Source organism: Parasphingorhabdus litoris DSM 22379 (assembly GCF_020906275.1).
Lineage (GTDB): Bacteria > Pseudomonadota > Alphaproteobacteria > Sphingomonadales > Sphingomonadaceae > Parasphingorhabdus > Parasphingorhabdus litoris.
On sequence record NZ_CP086727.1, the window covers coordinates 2,410,821 to 2,433,154 of the forward strand.

At 50.5% G+C, this 22,334-nt stretch carries 25 protein-coding genes; 8 read left to right on the forward strand and 17 right to left on the reverse strand.

Annotation, left to right across the window (positions count from 1 at the left end; all coding sequences use genetic code 11):
• Positions 1 to 12: 12 nt before the first annotated feature.
• Positions 13 to 495 carry a DUF2141 domain-containing protein gene (locus BS29_RS11625; protein WP_229953818.1) on the reverse strand — a complete coding sequence of 161 codons (483 nt, stop codon included), beginning with the start codon at positions 493 to 495 and terminating at the stop codon, positions 13 to 15.
• Positions 496 to 619: 124 nt separating this feature from the next.
• Here BS29_RS11625 and lptF point away from each other — a divergent pair, with 124 nt between their 5' ends.
• Positions 620 to 1,831 carry an LPS export ABC transporter permease LptF gene (gene lptF / locus BS29_RS11630; RefSeq protein ID WP_229953819.1) on the forward strand — a complete coding sequence of 404 codons (1,212 nt, stop codon included), beginning with the start codon at positions 620 to 622 and terminating at the stop codon, positions 1,829 to 1,831.
• 39 nt (positions 1,832 to 1,870) lie between these two features.
• Positions 1,871 to 2,959, forward strand: a complete 1,089-nt coding sequence (gene lptG / locus BS29_RS11635) for an LPS export ABC transporter permease LptG (protein WP_229953820.1) — start codon at positions 1,871 to 1,873, stop codon at positions 2,957 to 2,959.
• A 2-nt stretch (positions 2,960 to 2,961) separates the two neighbouring features.
• Here lptG and BS29_RS11640 read toward each other — a convergent pair whose 3' ends face one another.
• Positions 2,962 to 4,056, reverse strand: coding sequence for a fatty acid desaturase family protein (locus tag BS29_RS11640; protein WP_229953821.1), 1,095 nt, complete (start codon positions 4,054 to 4,056; stop codon positions 2,962 to 2,964).
• Positions 4,057 to 4,244: 188 nt separating this feature from the next.
• Between BS29_RS11640 and BS29_RS11645 the strand changes: the two genes are divergently transcribed.
• Together BS29_RS11645 and BS29_RS11650 are read left to right on the forward strand one after the other, a co-directional pair.
• Positions 4,245 to 5,399 (forward strand): N-acetyltransferase, encoded by a 1,155-nt coding sequence (locus BS29_RS11645; RefSeq protein WP_229953822.1) that lies wholly within the window; start codon positions 4,245 to 4,247, stop codon positions 5,397 to 5,399.
• A gap of 82 nt (positions 5,400 to 5,481) precedes the next feature.
• Positions 5,482 to 6,636 (forward strand): serine hydrolase domain-containing protein, encoded by a 1,155-nt coding sequence (locus BS29_RS11650; protein ID WP_229953823.1) that lies wholly within the window; start codon positions 5,482 to 5,484, stop codon positions 6,634 to 6,636.
• A 4-nt stretch (positions 6,637 to 6,640) separates the two neighbouring features.
• Here BS29_RS11650 and BS29_RS11655 read toward each other — a convergent pair whose 3' ends face one another.
• The 8 genes from BS29_RS11655 to tgt form a co-directional block, all read right to left on the reverse strand.
• Positions 6,641 to 7,204 carry an alpha/beta hydrolase gene (locus tag BS29_RS11655; RefSeq protein ID WP_229953824.1) on the reverse strand — a complete coding sequence of 188 codons (564 nt, stop codon included), beginning with the start codon at positions 7,202 to 7,204 and terminating at the stop codon, positions 6,641 to 6,643.
• Positions 7,205 to 7,458: 254 nt separating this feature from the next.
• Positions 7,459 to 8,247 (reverse strand): exodeoxyribonuclease III, encoded by a 789-nt coding sequence (gene xth / locus BS29_RS11660; protein ID WP_229953825.1) that lies wholly within the window; start codon positions 8,245 to 8,247, stop codon positions 7,459 to 7,461.
• 11 nt (positions 8,248 to 8,258) lie between these two features.
• Positions 8,259 to 8,621 (reverse strand): iron-sulfur cluster insertion protein ErpA, encoded by a 363-nt coding sequence (erpA, locus tag BS29_RS11665; protein ID WP_229953826.1) that lies wholly within the window; start codon positions 8,619 to 8,621, stop codon positions 8,259 to 8,261.
• Between the two features lie 150 nt (positions 8,622 to 8,771).
• The gene (locus tag BS29_RS11670) at positions 8,772 to 9,119 is read right to left on the reverse strand and encodes a M23 family metallopeptidase (protein WP_229953827.1); all 348 of its coding nucleotides are present in this window, start codon (positions 9,117 to 9,119) and stop codon (positions 8,772 to 8,774) included.
• A gap of 461 nt (positions 9,120 to 9,580) precedes the next feature.
• Positions 9,581 to 10,369: a ferritin-like domain-containing protein gene (locus BS29_RS11675; protein WP_229956861.1), complete on the reverse strand. Its 789-nt coding sequence runs from the start codon at positions 10,367 to 10,369 to the stop codon at positions 9,581 to 9,583.
• 33 nt (positions 10,370 to 10,402) lie between these two features.
• Positions 10,403 to 10,864 carry a peroxiredoxin gene (locus BS29_RS11680; RefSeq protein ID WP_229953828.1) on the reverse strand — a complete coding sequence of 154 codons (462 nt, stop codon included), beginning with the start codon at positions 10,862 to 10,864 and terminating at the stop codon, positions 10,403 to 10,405.
• Complete coding sequence (locus tag BS29_RS11685) at positions 10,861 to 13,587, reverse strand: bifunctional [glutamine synthetase] adenylyltransferase/[glutamine synthetase]-adenylyl-L-tyrosine phosphorylase (protein ID WP_229953829.1); 2,727 nt, start codon at positions 13,585 to 13,587, stop codon at positions 10,861 to 10,863. The genes BS29_RS11680 and BS29_RS11685 overlap by 4 nt, the downstream gene beginning before the upstream one ends.
• Positions 13,584 to 14,711, reverse strand: a complete 1,128-nt coding sequence (gene tgt / locus BS29_RS11690) for a tRNA guanosine(34) transglycosylase Tgt (protein WP_229953830.1) — start codon at positions 14,709 to 14,711, stop codon at positions 13,584 to 13,586. The genes BS29_RS11685 and tgt overlap by 4 nt, the downstream gene beginning before the upstream one ends.
• 155 nt (positions 14,712 to 14,866) lie before the next feature.
• Between tgt and BS29_RS11695 the strand changes: the two genes are divergently transcribed.
• Positions 14,867 to 15,214, forward strand: a complete 348-nt coding sequence (locus tag BS29_RS11695; protein WP_229953831.1) for a BufA1 family periplasmic bufferin-type metallophore — start codon at positions 14,867 to 14,869, stop codon at positions 15,212 to 15,214.
• A 101-nt stretch (positions 15,215 to 15,315) separates the two neighbouring features.
• Here BS29_RS11695 and trhA read toward each other — a convergent pair whose 3' ends face one another.
• From trhA to BS29_RS11725, 6 genes are all read right to left on the reverse strand, one after another.
• A complete protein-coding gene (gene trhA / locus BS29_RS11700) occupies positions 15,316 to 15,948 on the reverse strand; it encodes a PAQR family membrane homeostasis protein TrhA (RefSeq protein ID WP_229953832.1) in 633 nt (210 codons plus the stop codon).
• A 53-nt stretch (positions 15,949 to 16,001) separates the two neighbouring features.
• Positions 16,002 to 17,030 (reverse strand): tRNA preQ1(34) S-adenosylmethionine ribosyltransferase-isomerase QueA, encoded by a 1,029-nt coding sequence (gene queA / locus BS29_RS11705; protein ID WP_229953833.1) that lies wholly within the window; start codon positions 17,028 to 17,030, stop codon positions 16,002 to 16,004.
• Positions 17,031 to 17,039: 9 nt separating this feature from the next.
• The gene (locus BS29_RS11710; RefSeq protein ID WP_229953834.1) at positions 17,040 to 17,693 is read right to left on the reverse strand and encodes a peptidylprolyl isomerase; all 654 of its coding nucleotides are present in this window, start codon (positions 17,691 to 17,693) and stop codon (positions 17,040 to 17,042) included.
• 121 nt (positions 17,694 to 17,814) lie between these two features.
• Positions 17,815 to 18,318 (reverse strand): pantetheine-phosphate adenylyltransferase, encoded by a 504-nt coding sequence (gene coaD / locus BS29_RS11715; protein ID WP_229953835.1) that lies wholly within the window; start codon positions 18,316 to 18,318, stop codon positions 17,815 to 17,817.
• Between the two features lie 35 nt (positions 18,319 to 18,353).
• Positions 18,354 to 19,238 (reverse strand): polyprenyl synthetase family protein, encoded by an 885-nt coding sequence (locus tag BS29_RS11720; RefSeq protein WP_229953836.1) that lies wholly within the window; start codon positions 19,236 to 19,238, stop codon positions 18,354 to 18,356.
• Positions 19,239 to 19,258: 20 nt separating this feature from the next.
• Positions 19,259 to 19,519, reverse strand: coding sequence for an exodeoxyribonuclease VII small subunit (locus tag BS29_RS11725; protein ID WP_407673696.1), 261 nt, complete (start codon positions 19,517 to 19,519; stop codon positions 19,259 to 19,261).
• A gap of 135 nt (positions 19,520 to 19,654) precedes the next feature.
• Here BS29_RS11725 and BS29_RS11730 point away from each other — a divergent pair, with 135 nt between their 5' ends.
• A complete protein-coding gene (locus tag BS29_RS11730; protein WP_229953837.1) occupies positions 19,655 to 20,314 on the forward strand; it encodes a metal-dependent hydrolase in 660 nt (219 codons plus the stop codon).
• 28 nt (positions 20,315 to 20,342) lie between these two features.
• Positions 20,343 to 20,750, forward strand: coding sequence for a DUF2177 family protein (locus BS29_RS11735; protein ID WP_229953838.1), 408 nt, complete (start codon positions 20,343 to 20,345; stop codon positions 20,748 to 20,750).
• 9 nt (positions 20,751 to 20,759) lie between these two features.
• Here BS29_RS11735 and BS29_RS11740 read toward each other — a convergent pair whose 3' ends face one another.
• On the reverse strand, positions 20,760 to 21,131 hold the full coding sequence (locus tag BS29_RS11740; protein ID WP_229953839.1) for a DUF983 domain-containing protein: 372 nt from the start codon (positions 21,129 to 21,131) through the stop codon (positions 20,760 to 20,762).
• 298 nt (positions 21,132 to 21,429) lie between these two features.
• Here BS29_RS11740 and BS29_RS11745 point away from each other — a divergent pair, with 298 nt between their 5' ends.
• Positions 21,430 to 22,332 (forward strand): LysR family transcriptional regulator, encoded by a 903-nt coding sequence (locus tag BS29_RS11745; RefSeq protein ID WP_229953840.1) that lies wholly within the window; start codon positions 21,430 to 21,432, stop codon positions 22,330 to 22,332.
• The last annotated feature ends 2 nt before the right edge of the window (positions 22,333 to 22,334 follow it).

Genomic DNA, 22,334 nt, shown 5'->3' on the forward strand with positions numbered 1-22,334 from the left:
AATATCGGCCTGTCACAGATATTTCATTTTGATGTTGATCGATTTCACTTCATTGCCAACAGTGAATTTGGTTTTCTTGTAACTGGGTTTGCCAAGGTTAAAGATATTGATGCTCGGGTTGTTAGACATCCCGCCACCATCTCTGGAAATATCCGTCTTGCCATTTCCATCAACATCGTGGCGCACCGCGATGCCATAAGTTCCACTGGCCGGTATCGGTACGCAAAAAGTCATGTTGTTCCGCTTCGCAGGTGCTTCGATACGGTTGATCCATGCGCCTTTTTTAAGCCACTCAGCTTTCGTGCCACGATAGCTTTGCACGCGAATTTTACCCGATGACGCCTTGACGCCACTTATATTCACCAAAACAGCGGGGCCATTGCCGGCCTGGCATCTGCTCAGATCATTCGAAATTTTTTGTCCGGCGGTCGCTGCCGAAGCCGGCATAGCCAAAAGGGCGGTTGAAAGCGCAAGAGACGCTGCAAATTTCAACATGACGAAAATACTCCTAGTCGTTATACCCGCGTTCAAACTGCGGCGGATAGAGAATCAGCCCCCAATATGGATGTGTTTATGAAAATGATTTGCGGCAGAAACATGGTGAGAGGGCGACGATAAGTTGAAATTTTTAACTTCTACCGACCGTTATATCGCCCGTTTGATAGCCGTTCCGCTGTTTAGTACGCTGGTTATCGCCGCAATGTTGCTCGTTCTTGAAAAAATGCTGCGGCTGTTTGACTTTGTTGCTGCAGAAGGCGGCCCAGTTAGCGTCGTTTGGCGAATGCTGGCCAATCTCATTCCGGAATATCTCTCGCTGGGCATACCCATTGGACTTTTGCTGGGCATCTTATTGGCATTTCGGAAACTGTCGTTAAGTTCTGAATTGGACGTTTTTCGGGCTGTTGGGCAAGGCTATGCCAGACTGCTAAAGGTTCCTTACATGTTTGCCGTGGCCCTTATGCTGGTCAATCTGACCTTGGTCGGATTTATTCAGCCGCTCTCGCGCTATTATTACGAAGAACTGCGCTTTGAACTCCGATCGGGTGCGCTGGGCGCTTCCATAAAAGTGGGCGAATTCACAAACTTGGGATCAAGAATGACCATGCGGATCGAGGAAAGCCGCGATAATGGTACGAAATTGGGTGGAATGTTTGTCCGGGCAGAGAATAAATCAGGACAAGTCGTCTCCGTAACAGCGGAACGTGGCCAGTTTTTGGCCACTGATGACCCAGATACAATCATTTTACGCCTGTCACAGGGCATTTTGATCCATGATGCACCCGGTTATGATAAACCCCGAATACTAAGCTTCAGCAGTCATGATCTACCGATCGATCTACCCAATATAGAATCTTTTCGCTCCAGAGGGGGAGAAGATCTGGAATATACAATTCCAGAGCTCGTCAGAGTTGGTTTGGACACGGATCGCCCGGTGGCAGAACGCAACGAAAGCCGCGCCAATTTTCATTACAGAATGGTAGAAGTGGTCATGATGCTGCTCATGCCTCTCTTGGCTTTGGCCCTCGCGATTCCGCCAAAACGGTCAAATTCAGCGCTAGGTGTCTTTGTTTCTATAGTGATGATTGTGACCTATCATAAAATCAACCAATATGGCGAAGATCTTGGCGCACTCGGTATAGTGGACCCGATAATTGCCCTTTGGGTGCCTTTTTTCCTCTTCGGCGGCCTCATCATATGGATGTACCATATGGTGGCGCATGTCCCTGGCGGTCAGCCGATTGGCGCGCTCGAAAAAGCATTTTCAAAATTTGGCGGTGTTTTCAAAGGGATCCTCAATTTCAATCGGAAGCGGGCAAATGTTCAAGAATAGCGATATGGATCGAGATAATTCCCGCGGCGAGGCCGAGCTATGAATTTTTTTCCGTCACGCACCCTGGCCTTCTACATGGCAAAAATGCTCATGGTGCGAACTCTCGCAGTGCTTGCGATGCTTGTTCTCGTCCTGCAAGCGCTTGATCTGCTTGGTGAAAGCGGGCGTATCATGGCACAGGAAGGCAATGGTCAAGCCGAGCTGTGGACCTATGTCAGCTTGCGTGCGCCGCAATTGGTTGCACGGTTTTTGCCATTCGCGGTACTGCTTGGGACGATCATCACCGCCGCCACGCTGAACCAGAATAGTGAAGTTGTCTCTATGAAAGCCGGCGGCTTGTCAGCGCATCAGATTTTGGCACCGTTGATCATTGCCAGCATGTTCGTCGCCATCATTTCTTTCCTGTTCAATGAAATTGTTGTGGCACCTGCCACGGCGCGTCTCTCTGCTTGGGAAAAAGTCGAATATGGCCCGATTCCAGAGGCCAGCAACGTCCGCACAAATATATGGGTTCGCGATGGTAATAATCTCATAAATGCCAAAACAGTGACCGGGCGCGGGAATGATGTTTTGCTTGAAGATATCGTGATCTATGACCGCGTTAATGACGGCCTTCGCAGCCTGATGCAGGGTGATGAGGCACGGTATGACGGTTCTCAATGGACCATGACGGGCGTGACACAGTTCAACGTCTTGACCGGCACGGAAGAACAAAAAGATAGTATCATCTTGGGCGAATCTCTGCGCCCAGATCAATTCACATTGGCTAACGTTAACGCCGAGGGGCTCTCTTTCTTGGAGCTAAGGTCTGCCATAGCTGAACTGAAGGAAGCTGGCAGACCAACAATGGGGCTTGAATCCAGCCTTTGGCACAAAATTTCAGGCCCCTTATCTTCCATCTTGATGCCATTGCTCGGTGCCGTGGCAGCATTTGGTCTTGCGCGATCAGGGCAACTTTTCGTTCGCGCCGTGATCGGCATGGCGCTGGGTTTCGCCTATTTTGTCGCTGATAACTTCTCGCTCGCCATGGGCACCATTGGTGCTTATCCGCCCCTGTTGGCTGCATGGGCTCCATTCATGTTGTTTTTTCTGATCGGCGAAACAGTACTGATCCGAACCGAAGAATAGGTTCAGTTTGCCGTTCCAGGTCTTGAAGACGCCGCATGGCCAGAGCTTCCCCGCACCAAACCAGCAACCAGTCCAAACAGGCTGTTGTGATTAGCGCGATAATAAGTCGAACCTTTGGGCAATGCTTCCGCAATACGGCGGTGCGCCTCACCCAGTGCATGATAAGGAACACCGGGCAGCAAATGGTGCAGCGCGTGATAGCGCAATCCCACAGGAGCCCATAAAGCTGGCAATAGACCCGGCGGTGGCACATTAACGCTATCAAGATATTGTTCAGTCACCGTCATCACCTCTCCCTCATTTTCCCATAAATGAGCCACCAGAGTACGAACCTGATTGAGTATGACCGAACCGGCTGCGATCGCCATAGCGATAAGAAAGGCTTTCAAAGGCAAAAACCCGGTGGCCACTGCAGTTAGCAATGCAATGGACCAGATACTGGCCGCAATCTCTTGCGCATACCATTGTTTCTTCAATTCGCCTTCTGGTGGGCGGCGTCGAAAATCAGGGTTTATCACCAAACCGGAATAACGCTCTACCACCAGCTTGCGCAAAGGCGGGATGATTGCAGAAAGCGGTGCCAGAAAAGCATAACGGATCAGCAAACCGATCGGGGCCAATGCCGATACCAGCACAAATAACGGCACTGTGTAGGGTTTCATTAGTGCCAGAGGCAGATATTCTGGATCTTCCACTGTGCCATAGCGTGTCCGCGCATGGTGCAAGTTGTGAACGCCTTCATACATGAAGGATGGCAACAAGAGCGGAACGCCGATCAATGCATTCCAGGCAAAATGAAAGCCCTTCATCGAACCGCGCTTGATATGGGTCAATTCGTGAATGAAACTGCCAGCCCGATAAAGCGCGAGCACAGAAATGATTCCTGCCAAGACCGCTAGCCCGGTATTTTCAACCAAGATTGCAGCGACCATGGCACCATAGCCGATCAATGCAGACGCCAGTAAATCCGTCCAATAAATGGCAGGGCGTACAGCGTTAAGATCCCGTGTCACTTTTGCAGCTGTCCGGATCAATTCATTATCGTCAAAAGCCTCTGCTTTTGTGGCATCTTTTGCCTTGGGGAGAGAATGTTTCATAATACTTGTCCAACTATTTTGACGCCTACAGCAGCACATCATGGCGAGATGATGGCATTGCTATGTTTTCTCACGCTGACCTGTGATGTCATCAAGACGGGGCAAGCGCTTGACATACTGACATGAATAACGCCACAGCATGGCAAAGCTAAGTGCAAATCATCACTCAAAAGGTGCAAATTACTACAGTGTCATCGCATATAGACATACAACCTGTAACGACCAAGGCTCAGCTCAAGACATTTGTTGAGCTGGCCTATCAACTGAATGGCGATGATTCTCATTGGATACCGCCGCTCAAGTCTGAAGTCTATGCACTGCTCAACCCCAAGAAGAACCCGTTTTTTGAGCATGCGACGGTTCAACTCTATCTTGCGAAAAAAAATGGTGAAGCTGTTGGCCGGATCAGCGCACATATTGATCATCTTGCATTGGAACAACCAGTCGAGAAGGGTTTTGGTCCTGGAACCGGTAATTGGGGCCTGTTGGAAGCTGATAGCCAAGAGACGGCCGCCGCGCTGATTGATGCCGCAGAAAAATGGCTCAAAAGCAAAGATATGCACCGTGTAGTCGCTCCCATCAGCCTGTCAGTCTGGGACGAACCCGGGTTGTTGACACGTGGTCACGATCATAGTCCTACGGTGATGATGGGGCATCACAAAGCTGTTTATCAGGACTGGATCGAAGGCGAGAGCTACAAGAGCGTCAAAGAACTGATCACATATCATCTTCCGATAACCGATGGTTTCCCGCCGTTAATTGACCGTATTGTGAAATCAGGCGAGCGCAATAGCAAGCTGAAGCTGCGTAAAGTCGAAAAAGCTCATTTTGATCGTGATGCAAAAATAATCATGAATATCCTCAACGACGCGTGGTCGGACAATTGGGGTTTTGTTCCTTTAACCGACCACGAAATCGCGCATGTAGGAGTAAAACTGAAGCCAATCGTTTATGAAGATTTGATCATGATTGCAGAATATGAAGGCAAGCCGGTCGCCTTCATGATGACATTGCCTGATCTGAATGACCGAACCAAAGATATGAACGGTAGTCTTCTCCCGTTCAATTGGGCCAAACTGCTCTGGTGGTTGAAATTTCCAAAATCCCCAACCATGCGTGTCCCCTTAATGGGTGTCGTCAAAGAACTGCAGAACAGCCGTGTTGCAAGCCAAATGGCCTTTATGATGATCGAATATATCCGCCGGGAAGCCGTTGCAAAATATGGTGCAGTCCGCGGCGAAATCGGCTGGATACTGGATGATAATCAAGGAATGGTGGCAATCGCCGATGCTATCGAGTCCAAGATCAACCGGGTTTACACGGTTTACGAAAAGGCGATTTGAACAAGACTGTTCATATCTCTTTCACCCACATAACCTTAAATTTCAAATCATCTGTCCCCTGTGCTAATTGCGAGATAATGAAATGATTGGTGGCAATCGTCTGTTTCGACTTGTCCTTGGGTTTGTTGTACTGGCGATGCCGATAAATGTGGCAGCGGCTAAATCGATAAGATGCCCAGCCGATATGCCTTATGCTGGACCAGCACCGATCTCGGTCGCAATAGCAGACGTAAATCCACCCGCTGCCAACCGACCATCAAAAGACCCAAAAACTCTCTCCGCTTCATTTACCGACAAGTATGAAAAATCCAAGGCCACCAGCTTGACCGTTGCCCTTGCGGATCAAGACGGTCCGATCTGGGAAGAAACAAGAGGTTTGGAGAATGCCGAGAAGCTTCACTATTGGGCGAGTGTCGGCAAGAGTTTCACCGCCGTAATCATCATGCAACTGGTCGAAAACAAACGACTTTCACTTGACGACAAACTGTCAAACTGGGTCAAAAATGTTCCCAATGGTGACTTGATAACCGTCAGAATGTTGTTGGATCACACGTCAGGCCTTTACAGCGCAAACGAGGACCAGGGTACGAACACGAAACTGCAACGTCCGCTGAGCCTGCAAGACAATATTGATATTCTTAACAAGCACGGCCCGCTTTTCTGCCCGGGACAATATTGGCGTTATTCAAACACCGGATATCTGTTTCTCGGTGAAATTGCGGAACAGATTTATGGGCAGTCTTTGCGGGAAATTATAAAAGTTCAGATCTTTGATAAAATCGGGCTCAAGAATAGCCATGTGCTTCAAGTTGCGGATGAAGTTTCGGATATCGCCAAACCGCGACCGAGTGATGATCAGAAATCGGACATACGGGCTCCTGGGCCCGCTGGCCCCATAGCGGCGACGTCATCGGACATGCTGCGCTTTTGGCGCGCTTTTCTCAACGGTGAACTAGTCAAACCAGCGACACGCGATCAAATGTTGGCACAGCTCTATCCGATGTTTGACAAGAATAGCTACTACGGTCTCGGTATCATGGCTATGCGGGTTCCCGGTCCCGACGGCAAACCAGTCATTCGGATCGGCCATGCCGGTGGTATGCCCGGAATCAAAGCGTTCGTGATGATCGATCCCGTATCGCGCCAATATGTGTCGGTTGCACTGACGGGTGATGGCCCAGCCAGCGCTGTTGCTTATAATATGTTACGGAAATGGCAGGAAGCCCCTGCTCCCTAACAAATCACTTCGTATTAGACATGAAACCCTGAGCATCACGCCGTACCAATATATCGATACCACGCATCCAGAGATCATTATGTCCCCCATTTTTGATCGGGTGTGCGAATTTCGGACCCTTTGCCGCATCAAATAGCGTCTGCCCCATGACAAAAGGTATTAACTCATCATTTGTTCCATGGATCCAGCTTAGCGGCATGTTGATTTGATCGATCCGGTCAATGGAACGATATCTGTCTTTGATCAGCAACCTGGCAGGTAGAATTGGAAACTGACGCTGAGCCATGTCATCCATACCCGTGTAGGCGGCTTCCAAAATTAAACCGGCTGCATCATTCTTCGATGCCAACCATGTCGCAACGCCCGTGCCGAGCGATTGCGCCGCGATTACAATGCGATCGGGGTCATAGTCTGCAGCCAACAACCAATCATAATTGGCTTGCGCCACAGCATAAAAGGCCTCTTCACTGGGTTTTCCCGGATTACCGCCATAGCCTGGATAACCAACAGCAAGGACGCCGGCTCCGTCTTGCGCCAGGGCTTGATAGATCGGTAAGCGTGATGCCATTGAGCCAGCATTTCCATGGAAATGTATAATGACTGGCTTTGTTTGGTCAGCGGGAGCCCGCCATAGCGACATAAGATCGCTGGTCCCTCCCGCAGATATATTCACAGCCTCAAAGCCAGCTTCGTTCAGCTGCTGCTGCGACAAAACACGCTGATCCGGAAAATATAACAAGCTACGTTGGAAACTATAAGCGAGCCCAACAAGCATAAGATAAAGCCCAGCTGATATGGCTAGGCTTATCAGAATAGCACGCATCAGAGGTTAAGTTCGACCCATGTCGGCGCATGATCGCTGGCTTTTTCCCGCCCGCGATGTTCTTTGTCGACACCGCAACTGCGCAAATGATCGGCCGCCAGTGGGCTAAGCAGCAAATGATCGATCCGAAACCCTTGATCGCGCTGCCAACCGCCGCTGCGATAGTCCCAGTAAGTCCAAATTTTGCCAGCGGGATAGGTAACGCCAAGTGCATCAGTCCAACCATCATGCAAGATACGTTGGTAAGCCTGCCGACTTTCGGGCTGCATCAGGGCGTCATTTTCCATGGCCTTAACAGAGAAAACATCATTGTCGCGCGGGATAACATTGTAATCGCCAGCCAAAACTGCAGGAATTTCTTCGCGCCAAATTTCGCTCGCACGATTGCGCAAACGCTTCATCCAGCGCAATTTAAAGTCAAATTTTGGGCCGGGTTGCGGGTTCCCATTGGGCAGGTAGATGCTCGCTACCCGAACCGTCCCACCACCCGGTGCCGTTACATTGGCCTCAAGATAACGGCTATGCTCATCTTCCGGTTCTCCATCGAGGCCTCTTTTTGTCTCTTCGGGCTGTTGATCCCGGGTCAATATCGCGACGCCATTGAAGCTTTTCTGTCCATGCCAAATGGCACCATAGCCAATTTTTTCAAATTCAGCGGCTGGAAACCCTTCATCCTGCGTTTTGATTTCTTGTAGGCAGGCAACATCTGGCTTGGTTTCTTCCAGCCATTCCAACAAGCGTGGCAGGCGTGCTTTGATCCCGTTAATATTGAAACTGGCTATTTTCACAGATGCTGCGATCAGACAGAAAAGCTTGAACCGCAACCACAGCCGGAAGCGGCATTGGGGTTGGTTACTTGAAATGCACTACCACCAAGGGATTCAACGAAATCAACGGCACTGCCACGGACCAGATCCAAGCTGATCTCATCAACAACCAGCGTTACGCCGGACTCCTCCACAGCAACATCATCAGCTTCTATATCCTCAGCCAGGCCAAAGCGATATTGAAAGCCGGAACACCCGCCACCTTCCACTGCCAAGCGAAGTATCGCAGGTTTTTTCTGCTTTTCGGCAATAGCAGCCACACGTTTCGCTGCATTGGCTGTCAGCATGATATCCTGATCTGAATCTTGATCGGTTTTTTGCGCTGTCTGGTTCATATCTTCAAGATAGGGACTGTGTTGCAGCGTGTCAAAGCAGCTCGGCGAAAAATCGACGGAAAAGAAGCTGAACATAAAAAAGGGCCAGTAAGCATTCAGGCTTTACCAACCCTTTTTTGACACCCTCTCCCAAAGGTGTTTGGCCTACGATTATTCCGCTGGACCGCCCAAAGCCTCACCGGGAGCTAGCTTTTGGGCCAAAAGAAAATCATTGGACTGCATGAAAGGCATAGGATTTACAGCCTCGCCAGCGATCCGCACTTCATAGTGCAAGTGGCTGCCGGTCGAGCGACCTGTCGAACCCATAAAGCCGATCAAATCACCCATTTTAACACGTGCATTAGCCTTTACGTTTAGGCGAGACATATGCCCGTACCGGGTCTGAATTTCATTGCCGTGGTTAATTTCAATATAGTTGCCGTAACCGCGGACCCACTGGGACCGTCCAACAATGCCGTCTGCAGTTGCGTATATAGGCGTTCCAACCGGACCAGCCATATCAACGCCTTTGTGGCGGGAGCGGCGACCTCTAAAGGGGTCAGACCGGAAGCCGAAAGAGCTAGTTAGTCTGTAGTTATCAACGGGTTTGCGTGAAGGTATGGTAAGTTTGACCGGCGTCTTTTTACCCTGTCCGGACCAGTTGTTGAAAAGAAGGCGAAAAGCAGGATCCGCTTCTCCAAGAACATTGTCACTACTAGGCGACTTTTCTTTCAAAACATCCAACGGAAGACTGCTGTCTGCGTCTGATGCTATTGCTGTGCTGGAAAAAGAGATTGCTGATCCTAAGATCGCAACGGTTGTGATTTTTCTCACAACCCCCTGAAACAAACCTACTACGCTATCGGTCATAAACTGATCGAGTCCTGCTACTGTGAACCAAAGAACAAATTCGGTTCAATAATTTTGACAGAAATTCTGCCCCCGTTCTGTGCAAACAGAAGTAGGTTTATTTTGGTTAATTATTCAATACCAAGATAATATTCCTGAGTTAAACCGGCTGCATGGCGGGCTGAGTCGTTGAATGGAGGCTTCAAACCACCCCTAAAGTGCTTTTTTACAAGATTTTTCCAATGGCGGTGTGGATCGGTTTTTTGCCGTTCACAGCAAAATTCGAACCATTTGGTGCCGAAAAAGACGTGTTGTATTTCGTCATGATAGATACGATTAAGCACCTTAGCGGTCAGCAGATCGCCCTGCGCCCGAAAACGTTCAACCGTGTCCAATGTGATATCCAAACCGCGTGCTTCGAGTACCATCGGGACGATTGCTAGCCTTGCAGACGCATCATAAGCGGTTTCTTTTGCCGTATCCCATAATCCATCATGCGCGGGCAGATCGCCATAAAAACTGCCCATTTCACGCAATCGCCGATCCAATAAGACAAAATGCATCGCTTCTTCGGCGCCAACACGAAGCCAGTCATCGGCAAATTCCCTGGGAAAATCAGCTCCAAACCGTCCAACCATGTCATATGCCAAGTCAATCGCGACAAATTCGATATGCGCCAAAGCATGGATCAACGCGATACGTTTGGTCACCGACGTACCTTTGCCGCGCCGTGGCATCTGCCCTGGTCGCAGCAATTCCGGGCGCGCCGGACGCGCCGGGACGACCGGCATTGAAACCGTAAATTCGGCGTCAAGCCTGCCCTTTCGCCATTCCCGTGTTGCATGACGCGCGGCCATAACTTTGGCGGCAGGTTCTGGTGTCATCAGAACATTCCGGACCGCCTCGCCCGCCGATGGCATCATGGTTGTTGCGATATTCAAATCTCGAGCGCCTTAGGCCGCCTGCACAGCTGCCAATACCTCTTCAGCATGCCCTTTGACCTTCACCTTTGGCCAAGCTTGCAGCACTTTGCCATCAGGGCCGATCAGGAAAGTGGAACGAATGATACCCATATAGGTCTTGCCATACATTTTCTTCTCCGCCCAAACGCCGATTTTCTCCAAAAATTCGGTACTTTCGTCGGAAGCGATATCAACCGTCAATTCCTGCTTATTGATGAAATTCTGCTGACGCTTGGGACTATCGGCGGACATGCCAAGAACCGCTGCACCGGCCTTTTCAAATTCCGGCAACAGGGCAGAAAAATCCTTTGATTCCGTAGTACAACCAGGCGTGCTGGCTTTGGGATAGAAAAACAAGACCAGTTTCTTGCCATGATAATCAGACAATTTCACCGTGCCGCCATCAGGTGCTGTTAGGTCCATATCTGGCATCAGTTCGCCTACGTCTATCATACTATGTCTCCTAGAATTTCATGAGGGTCCGGCCGCAAGTGCCGATTCCATTCTTCGATAACGCATTGCCGGGCCATATCATACCCGTTCAAAAGGGCATCCCAGCTTTCCTGACCGGCCGCCTTTGCAATTAGCTCCCTGCTTGTTTCAGGTGGATAGTCACAGGTTGGCGACATCAACCGCAAGGCGACAAGCAAACGGGTCATTAATTCATGCGCTGCCACCATATCCTTGTTCAAATGCCCACCATCGACAAGCCCGCGTGCCGCCAAACCCAATTGCGGATGCAAAGCCTCGCCAGTTTTAAGCTGAAGGAAGTGGATAATAAATTCCCAGTCTACCAAGCCACCTTCCATGAGTTTGGTGTCGAGCAAGCCTTTGGGAGGCTTATGTTCGACAATATCCAGCCGCATTTTGCGGACGGCCTTACGCAAGGTTTCTGGCTCTCTTTCTTTCTGCAAAATCGTTTCGATCTGCTCTTGCAATTGGTCGCATGCTTCGACGCTGCCATATACCGGCCGCGCCCTCGTTAGTGCCATATGCTCCCAAGTCCAGGCGCTTTCACTTTGATATTTATGAAAACTTTCTGTTGTGACTGCCATTGGACCTTGCGTACCAGACGGCCGCAACCGAGTGTCGACCTCATAAAGCGGCCCAGCCGCAGTCGGCACCGAAAGAGCCGCCACAATACGCTGCGCAAGGCGATTAAAATATTGTGTACCGCCCAATGATCGTTTGCCATCAGATTCCGCGCTATGATCACCGGTAAATAGAAAAATCAGATCGAGATCGGACGCATGGGTCAGAGCTTCACCTCCCAATCGCCCAAGCGCGAGAACCAGTATTTCACTGCCAGGGACTTTGCCATGAACCTGTTCAAACTCAGCTATGGTCGCATCAGTTAAAACGCGTATCGCGGCTTCCGCAACACGCGCATAGCCCGCCGCAATGGCGAGAGGGTCATGACGTGATTCTATCAGCTGCGTTCCAAGCGCAAATCGCTTTTCTCCAACACGTGCGCGCACCCGATCAAGTAGCATTTGATAGTCATCACCGTCTTCGCGCCGCGCAAATTGGTCCGCCAATTCATCTACAGGCGGCGGTAGATCCAGCGCTGTTGTATCGATCAATCCTTCAAAAAGCTCGGTTCTACGCGACAGTTCATCCGCCAGAACGGGCGCGTGGCTTAATATCCGGATGAGCATCTCGCGTAGCCCGGGACGCGCCTCTAACATACGGAAGAAGTTGATCGCCGTCGGTAATTTATCGATCAAACCATCCAAACGAACCAAGGCTTGTTGCGGATCTGGCGACGCGGCAATGGCTTCGACAATATTGGGCAGCACAGCTTCAAAAGATTCAACCGCTGCTGCACTTCTAAGTGCGGTTACTTTGCCGCTGCGCCAGCGTTTGATCTTTTCAGCAAAGATATCGACTTGCTCGACCCCTCGACTTTTCAATGCCTTATCAAGGGCCTGATCGGCCTGTGGCAATGTGTCGCTATCATCGGAATCGATCAGTTCGTCATAAATTGCTCCAACCGCTTCGACCGGTCCCTCGAGCAATGTCAGCAATTCATCGCCATCGTTTAGGCCATGAAGCCGAGCAGCCCGATCTAACCCAGCCGCGTCACCAGGCAGGCTGTGTGTTTGCTGGTCATTCACCATTTGCAGGCGGTGCTCGATTACCCGATAGAGTTCATAAGAATGGGCAAGCGTCGCCGCCTTTTCCGAATTGATCCGGCCAGCATCTGCCAGCACGCTTAGCGCTTCGCGCGTCGCCGGCACACGCAATGCCGGTTCGCGCCCACCAAAGATGAGTTGGTGCATCTGCGCATAAAATTCTGCTTCCCGGATACCGCCACGCCCGCGCTTCAGATCATAGCCTAGTCCAAAATTCTGACCCGCGGCATAATGATCACGGATTTGAACGGATACCGCGCCAATATTCCGGATCGCGCCATAATCCAGTGATCGCCGCCAAATAAACGGGTTGATAGCTTCCAAGAAATAGCGGCCAAGTTCTGAGTCACCGGCTGCAAGGCGAGATCGGATAAATGCCGCTTGCTCCCAAGCCAGTGCACTGGATTCATAATAGCTTATGGCCGCTTCGACTGGCAGGGCTACGGGACTGACTTCGGGAGAGGGGCGCAGACGCATATCAACGCGAAACACATATCCATCAGCATCCCGTGTGTTCAGGGCGTCGACCAATTGCTGACCAATGCGGCGTGAGGCATCACTTGGTTCTTCGCGGCCGCGCATGGGAATTTTCTCGGGATCGTAGAGGAAGATCGGGTCGATATCAGAAGAATAGTTTAGTTCTCGGCTGCCATGTTTTCCCAATCCGATCACTGCAAAACCAGCAGGGTCAGCATCAGGATAGCGGGTCGCATATATATCCGCCAAAGCTTCATCAAGCGAGCGATCAGCAAAATCCGACAGCCGAGTTACCACATCCGTCAAGCTCAATCGGCCGGCCAAATCCCCGATCGCCAACGTCAAGGCCAGTGCTCGCTTTTCACGCCTTAACTTCTGACGAACACTATCCGCATCAGCTCCGGCCTGATCGACAAATTCAAAAGCTGCGTCCAAGTCTTCACTCGCCAGCAATGCCGTCAACTCCGGTTGAACCTCCATCGCCTGACATAGATAGGGCGCGTGATCCTGTGCCCTCATAATCGCATCTTTAAGGCTGGTAGGCTTCGGCAGTCCCTTGATCATGTCTGGAGATATTTCCTACGAAAATCGCTCGCAAAAACTGCAAAGACACCAGCCGCAATCGCCTCTCGCATTTGTGACATAAGAGATTGATAAAATGCGATATTATGCTCAGTCATTAGCATCGCTCCCAATATCTCTTTTGAACGGATCAGATGGTGGAGATAGGCGCGGCTATAGGTCTGGCAAACAGAACAAGCACAGGTAGAGTCCAACGGCTCCAGGTCTTCGGCAAATTTCGCGTTACGAATGTTAATCGGCCCCGTTGTGGTGAATGCCTGGCCATTGCGCCCGGATCGACTGGGCAACACACAATCAAACATGTCCACCCCGCGCTCCACTGCCCCAACAAGGTCATCAGGCTTGCCGACACCCATCAGATAACGCGGCTTCTCTGCAGGCAATTGACCCGGTGCATAGTCAAGCACATCGAACATCGCCTCTTGCCCTTCACCAACAGCCAGACCGCCAATAGCATAGCCATCAAACCCAATTTCGATAAGCGCCTCGGCGGAAGCAGCCCGGATATTCCTGTCCAACGACCCCTGTTGTATCCCGAAAAGAGCGGCTTTCGTGGCATGCTCCTCACCCATGTCAAAACCGTCTCGCGAACGTTTGGCCCAACGCATCGATCTTTCCATGGACAGCATAGCCTCGTCGTAGGTTGCGCCGTTTTTTGTGCACTCGTCAAAGGCCATCACAATATCGCTACCAAGCAAGCGTTGAATTTCCATGGACCGTTCCGGGGTTAACATGTGGCGAGACCCATCCAGATGGCTCTGAAACTCGACACCGTCTTCACTCATTTTGGTCAGATCGGACAGACTCATTACCTGATAGCCCCCGCTATCGGTTAGAATTGGCCGCTCCCAGTTCATGAATTTGTGCAAGCCGCCCAGCTTTGCCACGCGTTCGGCGCCCGGGCGAAGCATTAAATGATAGGTGTTGCCCAGGATTATATCCGCACCCGTTGCTTGGACTGTTTCTGGCTTCATCGCCTTGACTGTCGCAGCGGTACCAACCGGCATAAATGCTGGCGTGCGAATGTCGCCACGCTGCATCGTGATTTTTCCCGTGCGCGCCTTTCCATCTGTGGCGTCAATCGAAAAAGAAAAACGGTCAGCCATTTAATTTTGTTCCAATCAGCGAAGTAAGGCCCACAAAAACAAAGAATTTTGTGTTTATTACCTTATAGTGTAACCAAAGAGACGTTCTGCACGAATCCCTCATGAACTGTGCAGGATGGTAGCAGTTTTTCAAAGACCAAAATCGGGAGTATCTTATGACGAAGACAACGAAATTAGGTTCAGCCGCGACAGCGCTGATCGCAGCTGCAGCACTTTCCGCTTGTTCAGGTGGCGCTAGCGAAGCGACAGAAGGCGCCGAAGCCGCCGGTGAAGAAGTCACCGAAGTCGCTGCCGCTGAAAAAGAAAAATGTTTCGGCATCGCCAAAGCAGGCGAAAATGATTGTGCCGCTGGCGAAGGCACCAGCTGCGCCGGAACGTCGGTTGTAGATTACCAAGGCAATGCATGGAAATATACCGAAGCAGGCGAATGTGAACCGCAGGGCGGCTCGCTGACCGAGGTTGCTGATAACGACCCACCGGTTCCTGTCGCTTCCGAAGGTTAAGCCTCAGGCAGATAGGAAATTGAAAGGGCGGTTCGACAGAGCCGCCCTTTTTCTATGTTAAGAAGCTTGTCTTGTTGTGCGGTTATCAACCACTTTGCCTGTTACGAAAACAACGCCAGCCAAATCGCCAAGAAAAACGCTGCAGTCCCGAGTAGCACAAACATATGCCACACCGCATAGCGATAGGCTTGAGCCTTCCGCCCATAGAATATCGTTCCGAAAGAATAAAAAAAGCCTCCAGCAATAATCGCGATCAACGCGGACATTGGTAGTGTTGACGAAAAATCCGGAAGCGCAATTGAGCCCATCCAACCAAGTCCAATATAGGAAGCCAGCGACCAACGCGGTTCGATATTCTCGCCTAAAACCTTGTACAACATAGCCGGGATTGCGAGCAGCCAGACGGCTCCCAATACAAAATAGACCAATGTTGTACCGATATGGACAAGAAGCGGCGTGAAAGTTCCTGCAATGAGCGCATAGATCGCTGCATGATCAAAGCGGCGCAAGCCACTGCGCCAATGATGCTGTGGCAAGAGATGATATGATGCCGAAGCGGTGAAAGAAGCAATCATGCAAATGGCATAGATCGAGCAGGCGATTATCAAAGGCGCATCAAATGCTGAGAATGCGTAAATTACAAGAGCCACACAACCAACAAGAACCGCAATCAGGCTGGATATATGAACAACCCCATCGGCAACGCGCTCATGGACAATTTCGCTAGGGTACATTCAAGTAACTTTCAGATCTGCTGTTGATTGCATTTCAAAGGTCTCAATGGCTATCAAGGCAGTAACAAGCTTGAATCGCCGTAACTGTAGAACCGATATCCTCCTGCAATCGCATGAGCATAAGCCGCCTGCATCGTGTCAAGCCCCATGAGCGCACTCACCAACATGAAAAGCGTGGATTTTGGCAAATGGAAATTTGTCATCAAACCATCAATTGCCCGGAATTTGTAACCCGGCGTTATAAAAATATCTGTGTCGCCTTCAAAAGGCTGGATGATGCCGTCCTCACCTGTCGCGCTTTCCAACAATCTCAAGCTTGTCGTACCAACCGCTATTACCCGGCCGCCATTCTGACGCGCTCTGTTCAACCGGTCTGCAACTTCCGGTTCAATCCGCCCCCATTCGCTGTGCATTTTATGATCGTCAGTCTCATCAACCTTTACCGGCAGGAACGTCCCAGCACCGACGTGCAAAGTTAGTGTTTCTTGACCTATTCCAGCCTCGGTCAGCGCCGCGATCAATCTATCTGTAAAATGCAGTGCTGCCGTTGGCGCAGCCACAGCGCCTTTTTCTCGCGCAAACATGGTCTGATAGTCTTCCACATCGCGCGCATCTATATCGCGCTTGCTCGCAATATAGGGGGGCAGCGGCATGGTTCCTGCCCTTCCGAGCAGAACCTCTACGGGCTCTGAACCCAAAAAATGAAGCAGGAAGCTGCCATCATCGAATTTCTCTTCGGCGCGCGCCGAAACGCCATCGCCAAACTCAACAACATCATCAATTTTGAGTCGTTTGGCATTGCGAACAAAAGCCTGCCAACGTCTAAGGTCGACACGTTTATGGAGTGTAGCGCCAATCTTCGCTTCTCCTCGTCGGCCTTCCAACTGCGCTGGGATCACTTTGGTATCGTTAAAGACCAATATGTCCTTCGGTGACAAAAGCTGTGGCAGATCAGTGACCAAATGGTCAGAAAGATGACCGGAACTGGAAGCATTGAGTAACCGTGCGCTGTCTCGTGGAACAGCAGGCCTCAGCGCGATATTTTCTTGCGGCAGCGCAAAGTCAAAAAGATCAACGCGCATGGACAGAACCTATGGATTGATTGGCGCGTTCAAATCGTCGACAGTAATTTCTTTTTCCGGGATAGGGGAAAAGGCACCGGCAACTGGCGGTGCTTTACCATCCGCAGCAACGGATGCTTGCAAAATCCGGCTTGGGGTTGCCGGTGGCTCGCCGCGATTGATCGCATCGACATATTGCATGCCTTCGGTGACTCGGCCGAAAACAGTATATTTCTTGTCGAGCGCAAAGCGTGGATAGAAGACAATGAAAAATTGACTATTCGCACTATCGTCTCCCTGTGCGCGGGCCATAGAAACCACTCCGCGTAGATGCGGAAAGGCATGAAATTCTGCTTTCAAGTCTGGTAACTCAGATCCCCCCATACCTGTGCCGGTAGGATCGCCTGTTTGCGCCATGAAACCTTCAATCACCCGATGGAAAATTATCCCATCATAAAAACCCTGCCGTGCCAGCGTTTTGATCCGATCCACATGGTTGGGCGCCAAATTGGGGAAAAGCTGAATTGTAACCCGGCCGCCGGTGGAGAGGTCGAGATGCAACATATTTTCTTCTGCTGGAACAGAGGCTGGAGCAGCTTCAGCAGGAGCGGCCTGTTCCTGTGCGATCGCGCCGCTGCTTATCATCGCGATAGCGAAAAAGGACACAATGAATTTGCTAACCATATATAACTACTCACCTGTTCGTTGGTCTTCATCACGCATCATAACAGTCACATGATGTGAATATTGCCGCCTATTGGACGAGATATGCTTTCGCCGCAATGAACTGCTGATGTAAACTCGATTACTGCTCACCCTTCAAGCCGGTTTCCGAAACACGTGCAACCACCTCTTCGCAGACTGTTGGCGATACAAATTTATGAATTTCTCCGCCATAGACCGCGATTTCCTTGACCAATCGAGACGCGATCGGTTGTAATGAAACATCAGCCATAAGAAAAACTGTCTCAATCTGGTCATTCAATTGCTGATTCATTCCGGCCATCTGATATTCATATTCGAAATCAGCAACCGCCCGAAGACCGCGAACGATTATACTGGCACCTTGTTTCTGCGCAAATTTCATGAGCAACGCGTTAAAGGCAACCACCTCCACTGCATCGCCCAAATCCGCAGTTTCACGGCGAACCATTGCAAGCCGTTCTTCTAAAGAAAACATAGGTGATTTGGAGGGATTGGTCGTCACGCCAATTACCAGTTTATCCACCAGCCGCGTTCCACGCTGGATGATATCCATATGTCCCAGTGTTACGGGATCAAATGTTCCTGGATATACCCCAACTCTCATAACAGCTCTCCCCAATGGCCCAATTTCAGACGGTATCAACGGTCTCGCTGGACAGTAAATTCAGCAATGGTGCGAAGCAAATCAGCCTCCTCCCCATAGCCATTTAGATGTGACTTTGCTTGATCAACCAGCATTTGCGCCTGTTCCTTGGCACGTTCCAGTCCCATCAGACTCAAAAAAGTCTGTTTGCCGGCTTCCTCATCCTTATGCAGCGCTTTTCCGGCAAGCGCTTCGTCGCCTTCAACGTCAAGAATGTCATCGGCAATTTGAAATGCGAGCCCCAGACTATGGGCATAACCCCGCAGGCCAGTACGACCTTCGACGGGAAGACGTCCAAGGATCGCTCCAATTTCAACACAGGCACTGATAAGCGCACCGGTTTTCAATTGTTGCAATCGCGTAACGGTTTGCAGATCAAATGTGGTGCTCTCGGCGACAAGATCCATCATCTGGCCGCCTGCCATTCCCGATGGACCAGCAGCCTTTGCTAAGCAGGCCACCATCTCGGCCCGGACAAATGGATCGCTATGAGTATTTTCATCCGCCAGCAATTCAAATGCCAGCGCATGCAGCGCGTCACCTGCCAGAACAGCCTGCGCCTCACCAAAAGCCTTGTGCGCCGTCGGCTTGCCGCGCCGCATATCATCATCATCCATGCAAGGCAGATCATCATGAATCAGTGAATAGACGTGCAAGGCTTCCAACGCTGTGGCCGCACGCAACGCACAGTTTTCATCAACATTGAAAAGATGGGATGTCGCCATGACCAGCAAAGGCCGAAGCCTTTTGCCGCCACCAATTGCAGCATGACGCATGGTTTCAAAAAGCTGCGCCCTGGCATCATCAGGTACTGCAAGCATCAGATCAAATTGCTTGTCCACCGCATCGGCAACGCGGCGCATTTCCTGCTGCAGGTCCATATTATTATTGGCGGGCACAGTTAATCCGCGTCAAAGGCAGTAACGCCTTGCGCTTTGCCATCGCGGTCAAGCGTGATTTTCTCAATCTTGGCCTGCGCGTCTTCTAGACGTTTCTGACACAAACCGCGGAGTTTCTCGCCTTGTTCATAGAGCGCAATTGATTGATCCAGCGGTACATCCCCGCTTTCCAGCTTTCTGACAATATCTTCCAGACGCCGAAGCGCATCTTCAAAATTCAACTGGGCAATGTCATCTGACATATCTTGGGCGGTTTCACTCATGACCATTCCAATGACGCTGCTTTGAGTTCCGGTCAAGACCTCGAAAGCGCAAATTAGTCAGTTTCGATATTCGCGCTGCTTTCTGGCAATTTGCTGACATGAGGTTTAGGATCACCCGCATAAGGGGAGGACAACATGTTCATTGGGCACTACGCACCGGCAATGATCGCAGCGACGCACCCGAAGGCACCCGGCCTCGGTACGTTATTTGTTGCTGCTCAGCTTGTCGATTTCGGGTTCTTCGGATTGGCCATTTTTGGAATTGAAAATTTCCGCATCACGCCGGGTATGACCGCAATGAACCCGCTGGACCTCTATGATATGCCTTACACACATAGCTTATTAGGCAGCAGTGTCTGGGCTTTAGGCTTTGCGTTGCTCATCTGGCTGATTACCCGCAACAAAACTGGCGCGATTATAGGCGGGATTGTTGTCTTGTCCCACTGGCTGCTTGATCTGCTGGTCCATATACCAGATCTGACGCTTGCAGGATCGCCGCCCAATCTAGGCTTCGGGCTTTGGGACTATCCCGCCATTGCCATGCCGCTTGAGCTGCTGATTACTTTTGGGGCGCTCGCATTTTATATCTTCCGGACTCGATCCAAAGCACCGCGTTCCAAACTGGCCTTAGTGCTTCTGGTCATATTGCTACTCGTTTTTCAGGCGTTTAACTGGTTCGCGCCGGAACCCGACGTCGCCGACCTTGCGATGATGATAACGGCGTTGGTTGCTTTTGCCGTCGCATCTTTCGCCGCGGCATTTGTAAGCAGTACACGGACATTGAAACACGCATAGGGAACACCGCTCACAAACAGGAACGACCATGACCCAATTTGTTATCGCCTATATTATCGCCGCCATTATTTTCGGCATTCTTGATTTTCTATGGCTCAGCAATATGGCGAACAGTTTATATCGCCCCGTGATCGGCGAAATCATGGCGGATGAGTTTCGCAAAGCACCGGCGCTCGCGTTCTATTTGATCTATTTGTTCGGAATTATCTGGTTTGGTGTCAAACCGGCGCTTGCAAATGGCCAATGGACTACGGCACTTTTGAACGGCGCGTTGTTCGGTGGCATCGCTTATGCAACCTATGATTTAACCAGTCAGGCAGTGCTTAAGGTCTGGTCTACAAAAATCACGCTTTACGATATTGCCTGGGGCACCTTCGCAACGGGAGCAACGGCTGCGCTGACGGCTTATCTCGTCCTCAAGTTCGTCAAAGCTTGAAACCGAATATTATTTGTCAGTCGTTCCCTCGCCAGAATCATAATTAATCTGCAAATTCAGCAATATAGCTTTGACCGGCGGCAAAAGAACCAGACAGACAAGCGAACTGACTAAAACACCTGCGAAAAACGCAAGTATCTTTGCCAGGATCGTTTCAACGGACTGAACAAGCACCAGGATTATCGGCGCGAAAACAATCATCGTAAAAAAACCTACAAAGAAAGCCGGCCCATCTGCTGTATCGGCAACCGTCAAATCCTGATCGCAGTTCGGGCAGTTATCATGAAATTTCAGATAGCCTCTGAATAGCTTGCCCTGTCCGCAATGCCCGCATTTCAGCTTCATGCCAGACTTAACTAAAGCAATCACTTCGTCGTCCATGCTCTGTCCTTATTCATATGCAGACAATCAATTGGCGTGATCCAAATCATTTCATTCGGATGGTCAGCGGTAAATTGGCTCGGCCGCGTGGGGGCGTAGGGCCGAGCCGTTCACCGCAACCAAGAGGTCACCGCGAAGATCATAACAATTATTTGCTACAATTTGCGCCAATCACTCTCACAAAAGTGATCTGGCGCACGTTAACGCGTGTCACATAGGGGCTTTTTTTAACTGAATAAATGGACTTTATGGAATATAATTATTGACATAATTTCATTAATCAGAAGAACCTTTGATCATGCATCCGATAAGTGAAATGTCCGTTTTTACGGAGGTCGTGCAATCAGGTAGCTTCGTCGAAGCTGGCCGTCGACTAGGACTGACGTCTTCTGGCGTCAGCAAGAAAATTAGCCGGTTTGAAGACCGGTTAGGTGTCAGACTGTTCAATCGAACCACCCGCAGCCTATCACTCACTGAAGCCGGTACGGCCTTGTTCGAGCGATGTGAAGATATACTGGCGGCCATCGAAGATGCCGAAGGCACGGCGAAAGACTTAAGCTCGGTTCCGAAAGGCATGTTGCGTATCGCAGCCTCAGATGCGCTTTCTCTGCAAGTTCTTGTGCCGTTTCTGGATGGATTTTCGAAAGATTATCCGGACGTATCGGTATTGCTGCTACAAGGCGATGGCGGGATTAATCTTCTGAATGAGCGGGTCGATGTTGCCTTGCTATTTGAACGCCCGGCCGAGACATCGTTTATCGCGCGCAAGCTTATCGATGACCCTTGGGTAATTTGCGCTTCACCCGAATATCTCGAACGGTATGGCACGCCCACCACATCATCAGACCTTCTTGACCACCATTGTCTGACAATCCATGCGAAAGGCCAAACGAGTGATCAATGGACATTTGATGATGGCAACGAAGTACAGTCCGTTCGCGTCAACAGCACATTCTCTGGTATTGGGCTCACCGTGAAAGCAGCAGCCCTGCAAAATATGGGCATCGCCCGTCTTGCACATTTTCTGGTTTCTTCTGAAATCGCGACTGGCAGACTAAAGCCTGTCCTCGCCGACCAGATCAAGGTTGATGATCGAGCGATTTATGCCGTGTATCCCAACCGGCAACATCTGCCTTTCAAAACACGTGTCTTTGTCGATGCCTTGAGCCAGTATATTAACGAGAATATGATTGCGCCTTAGCA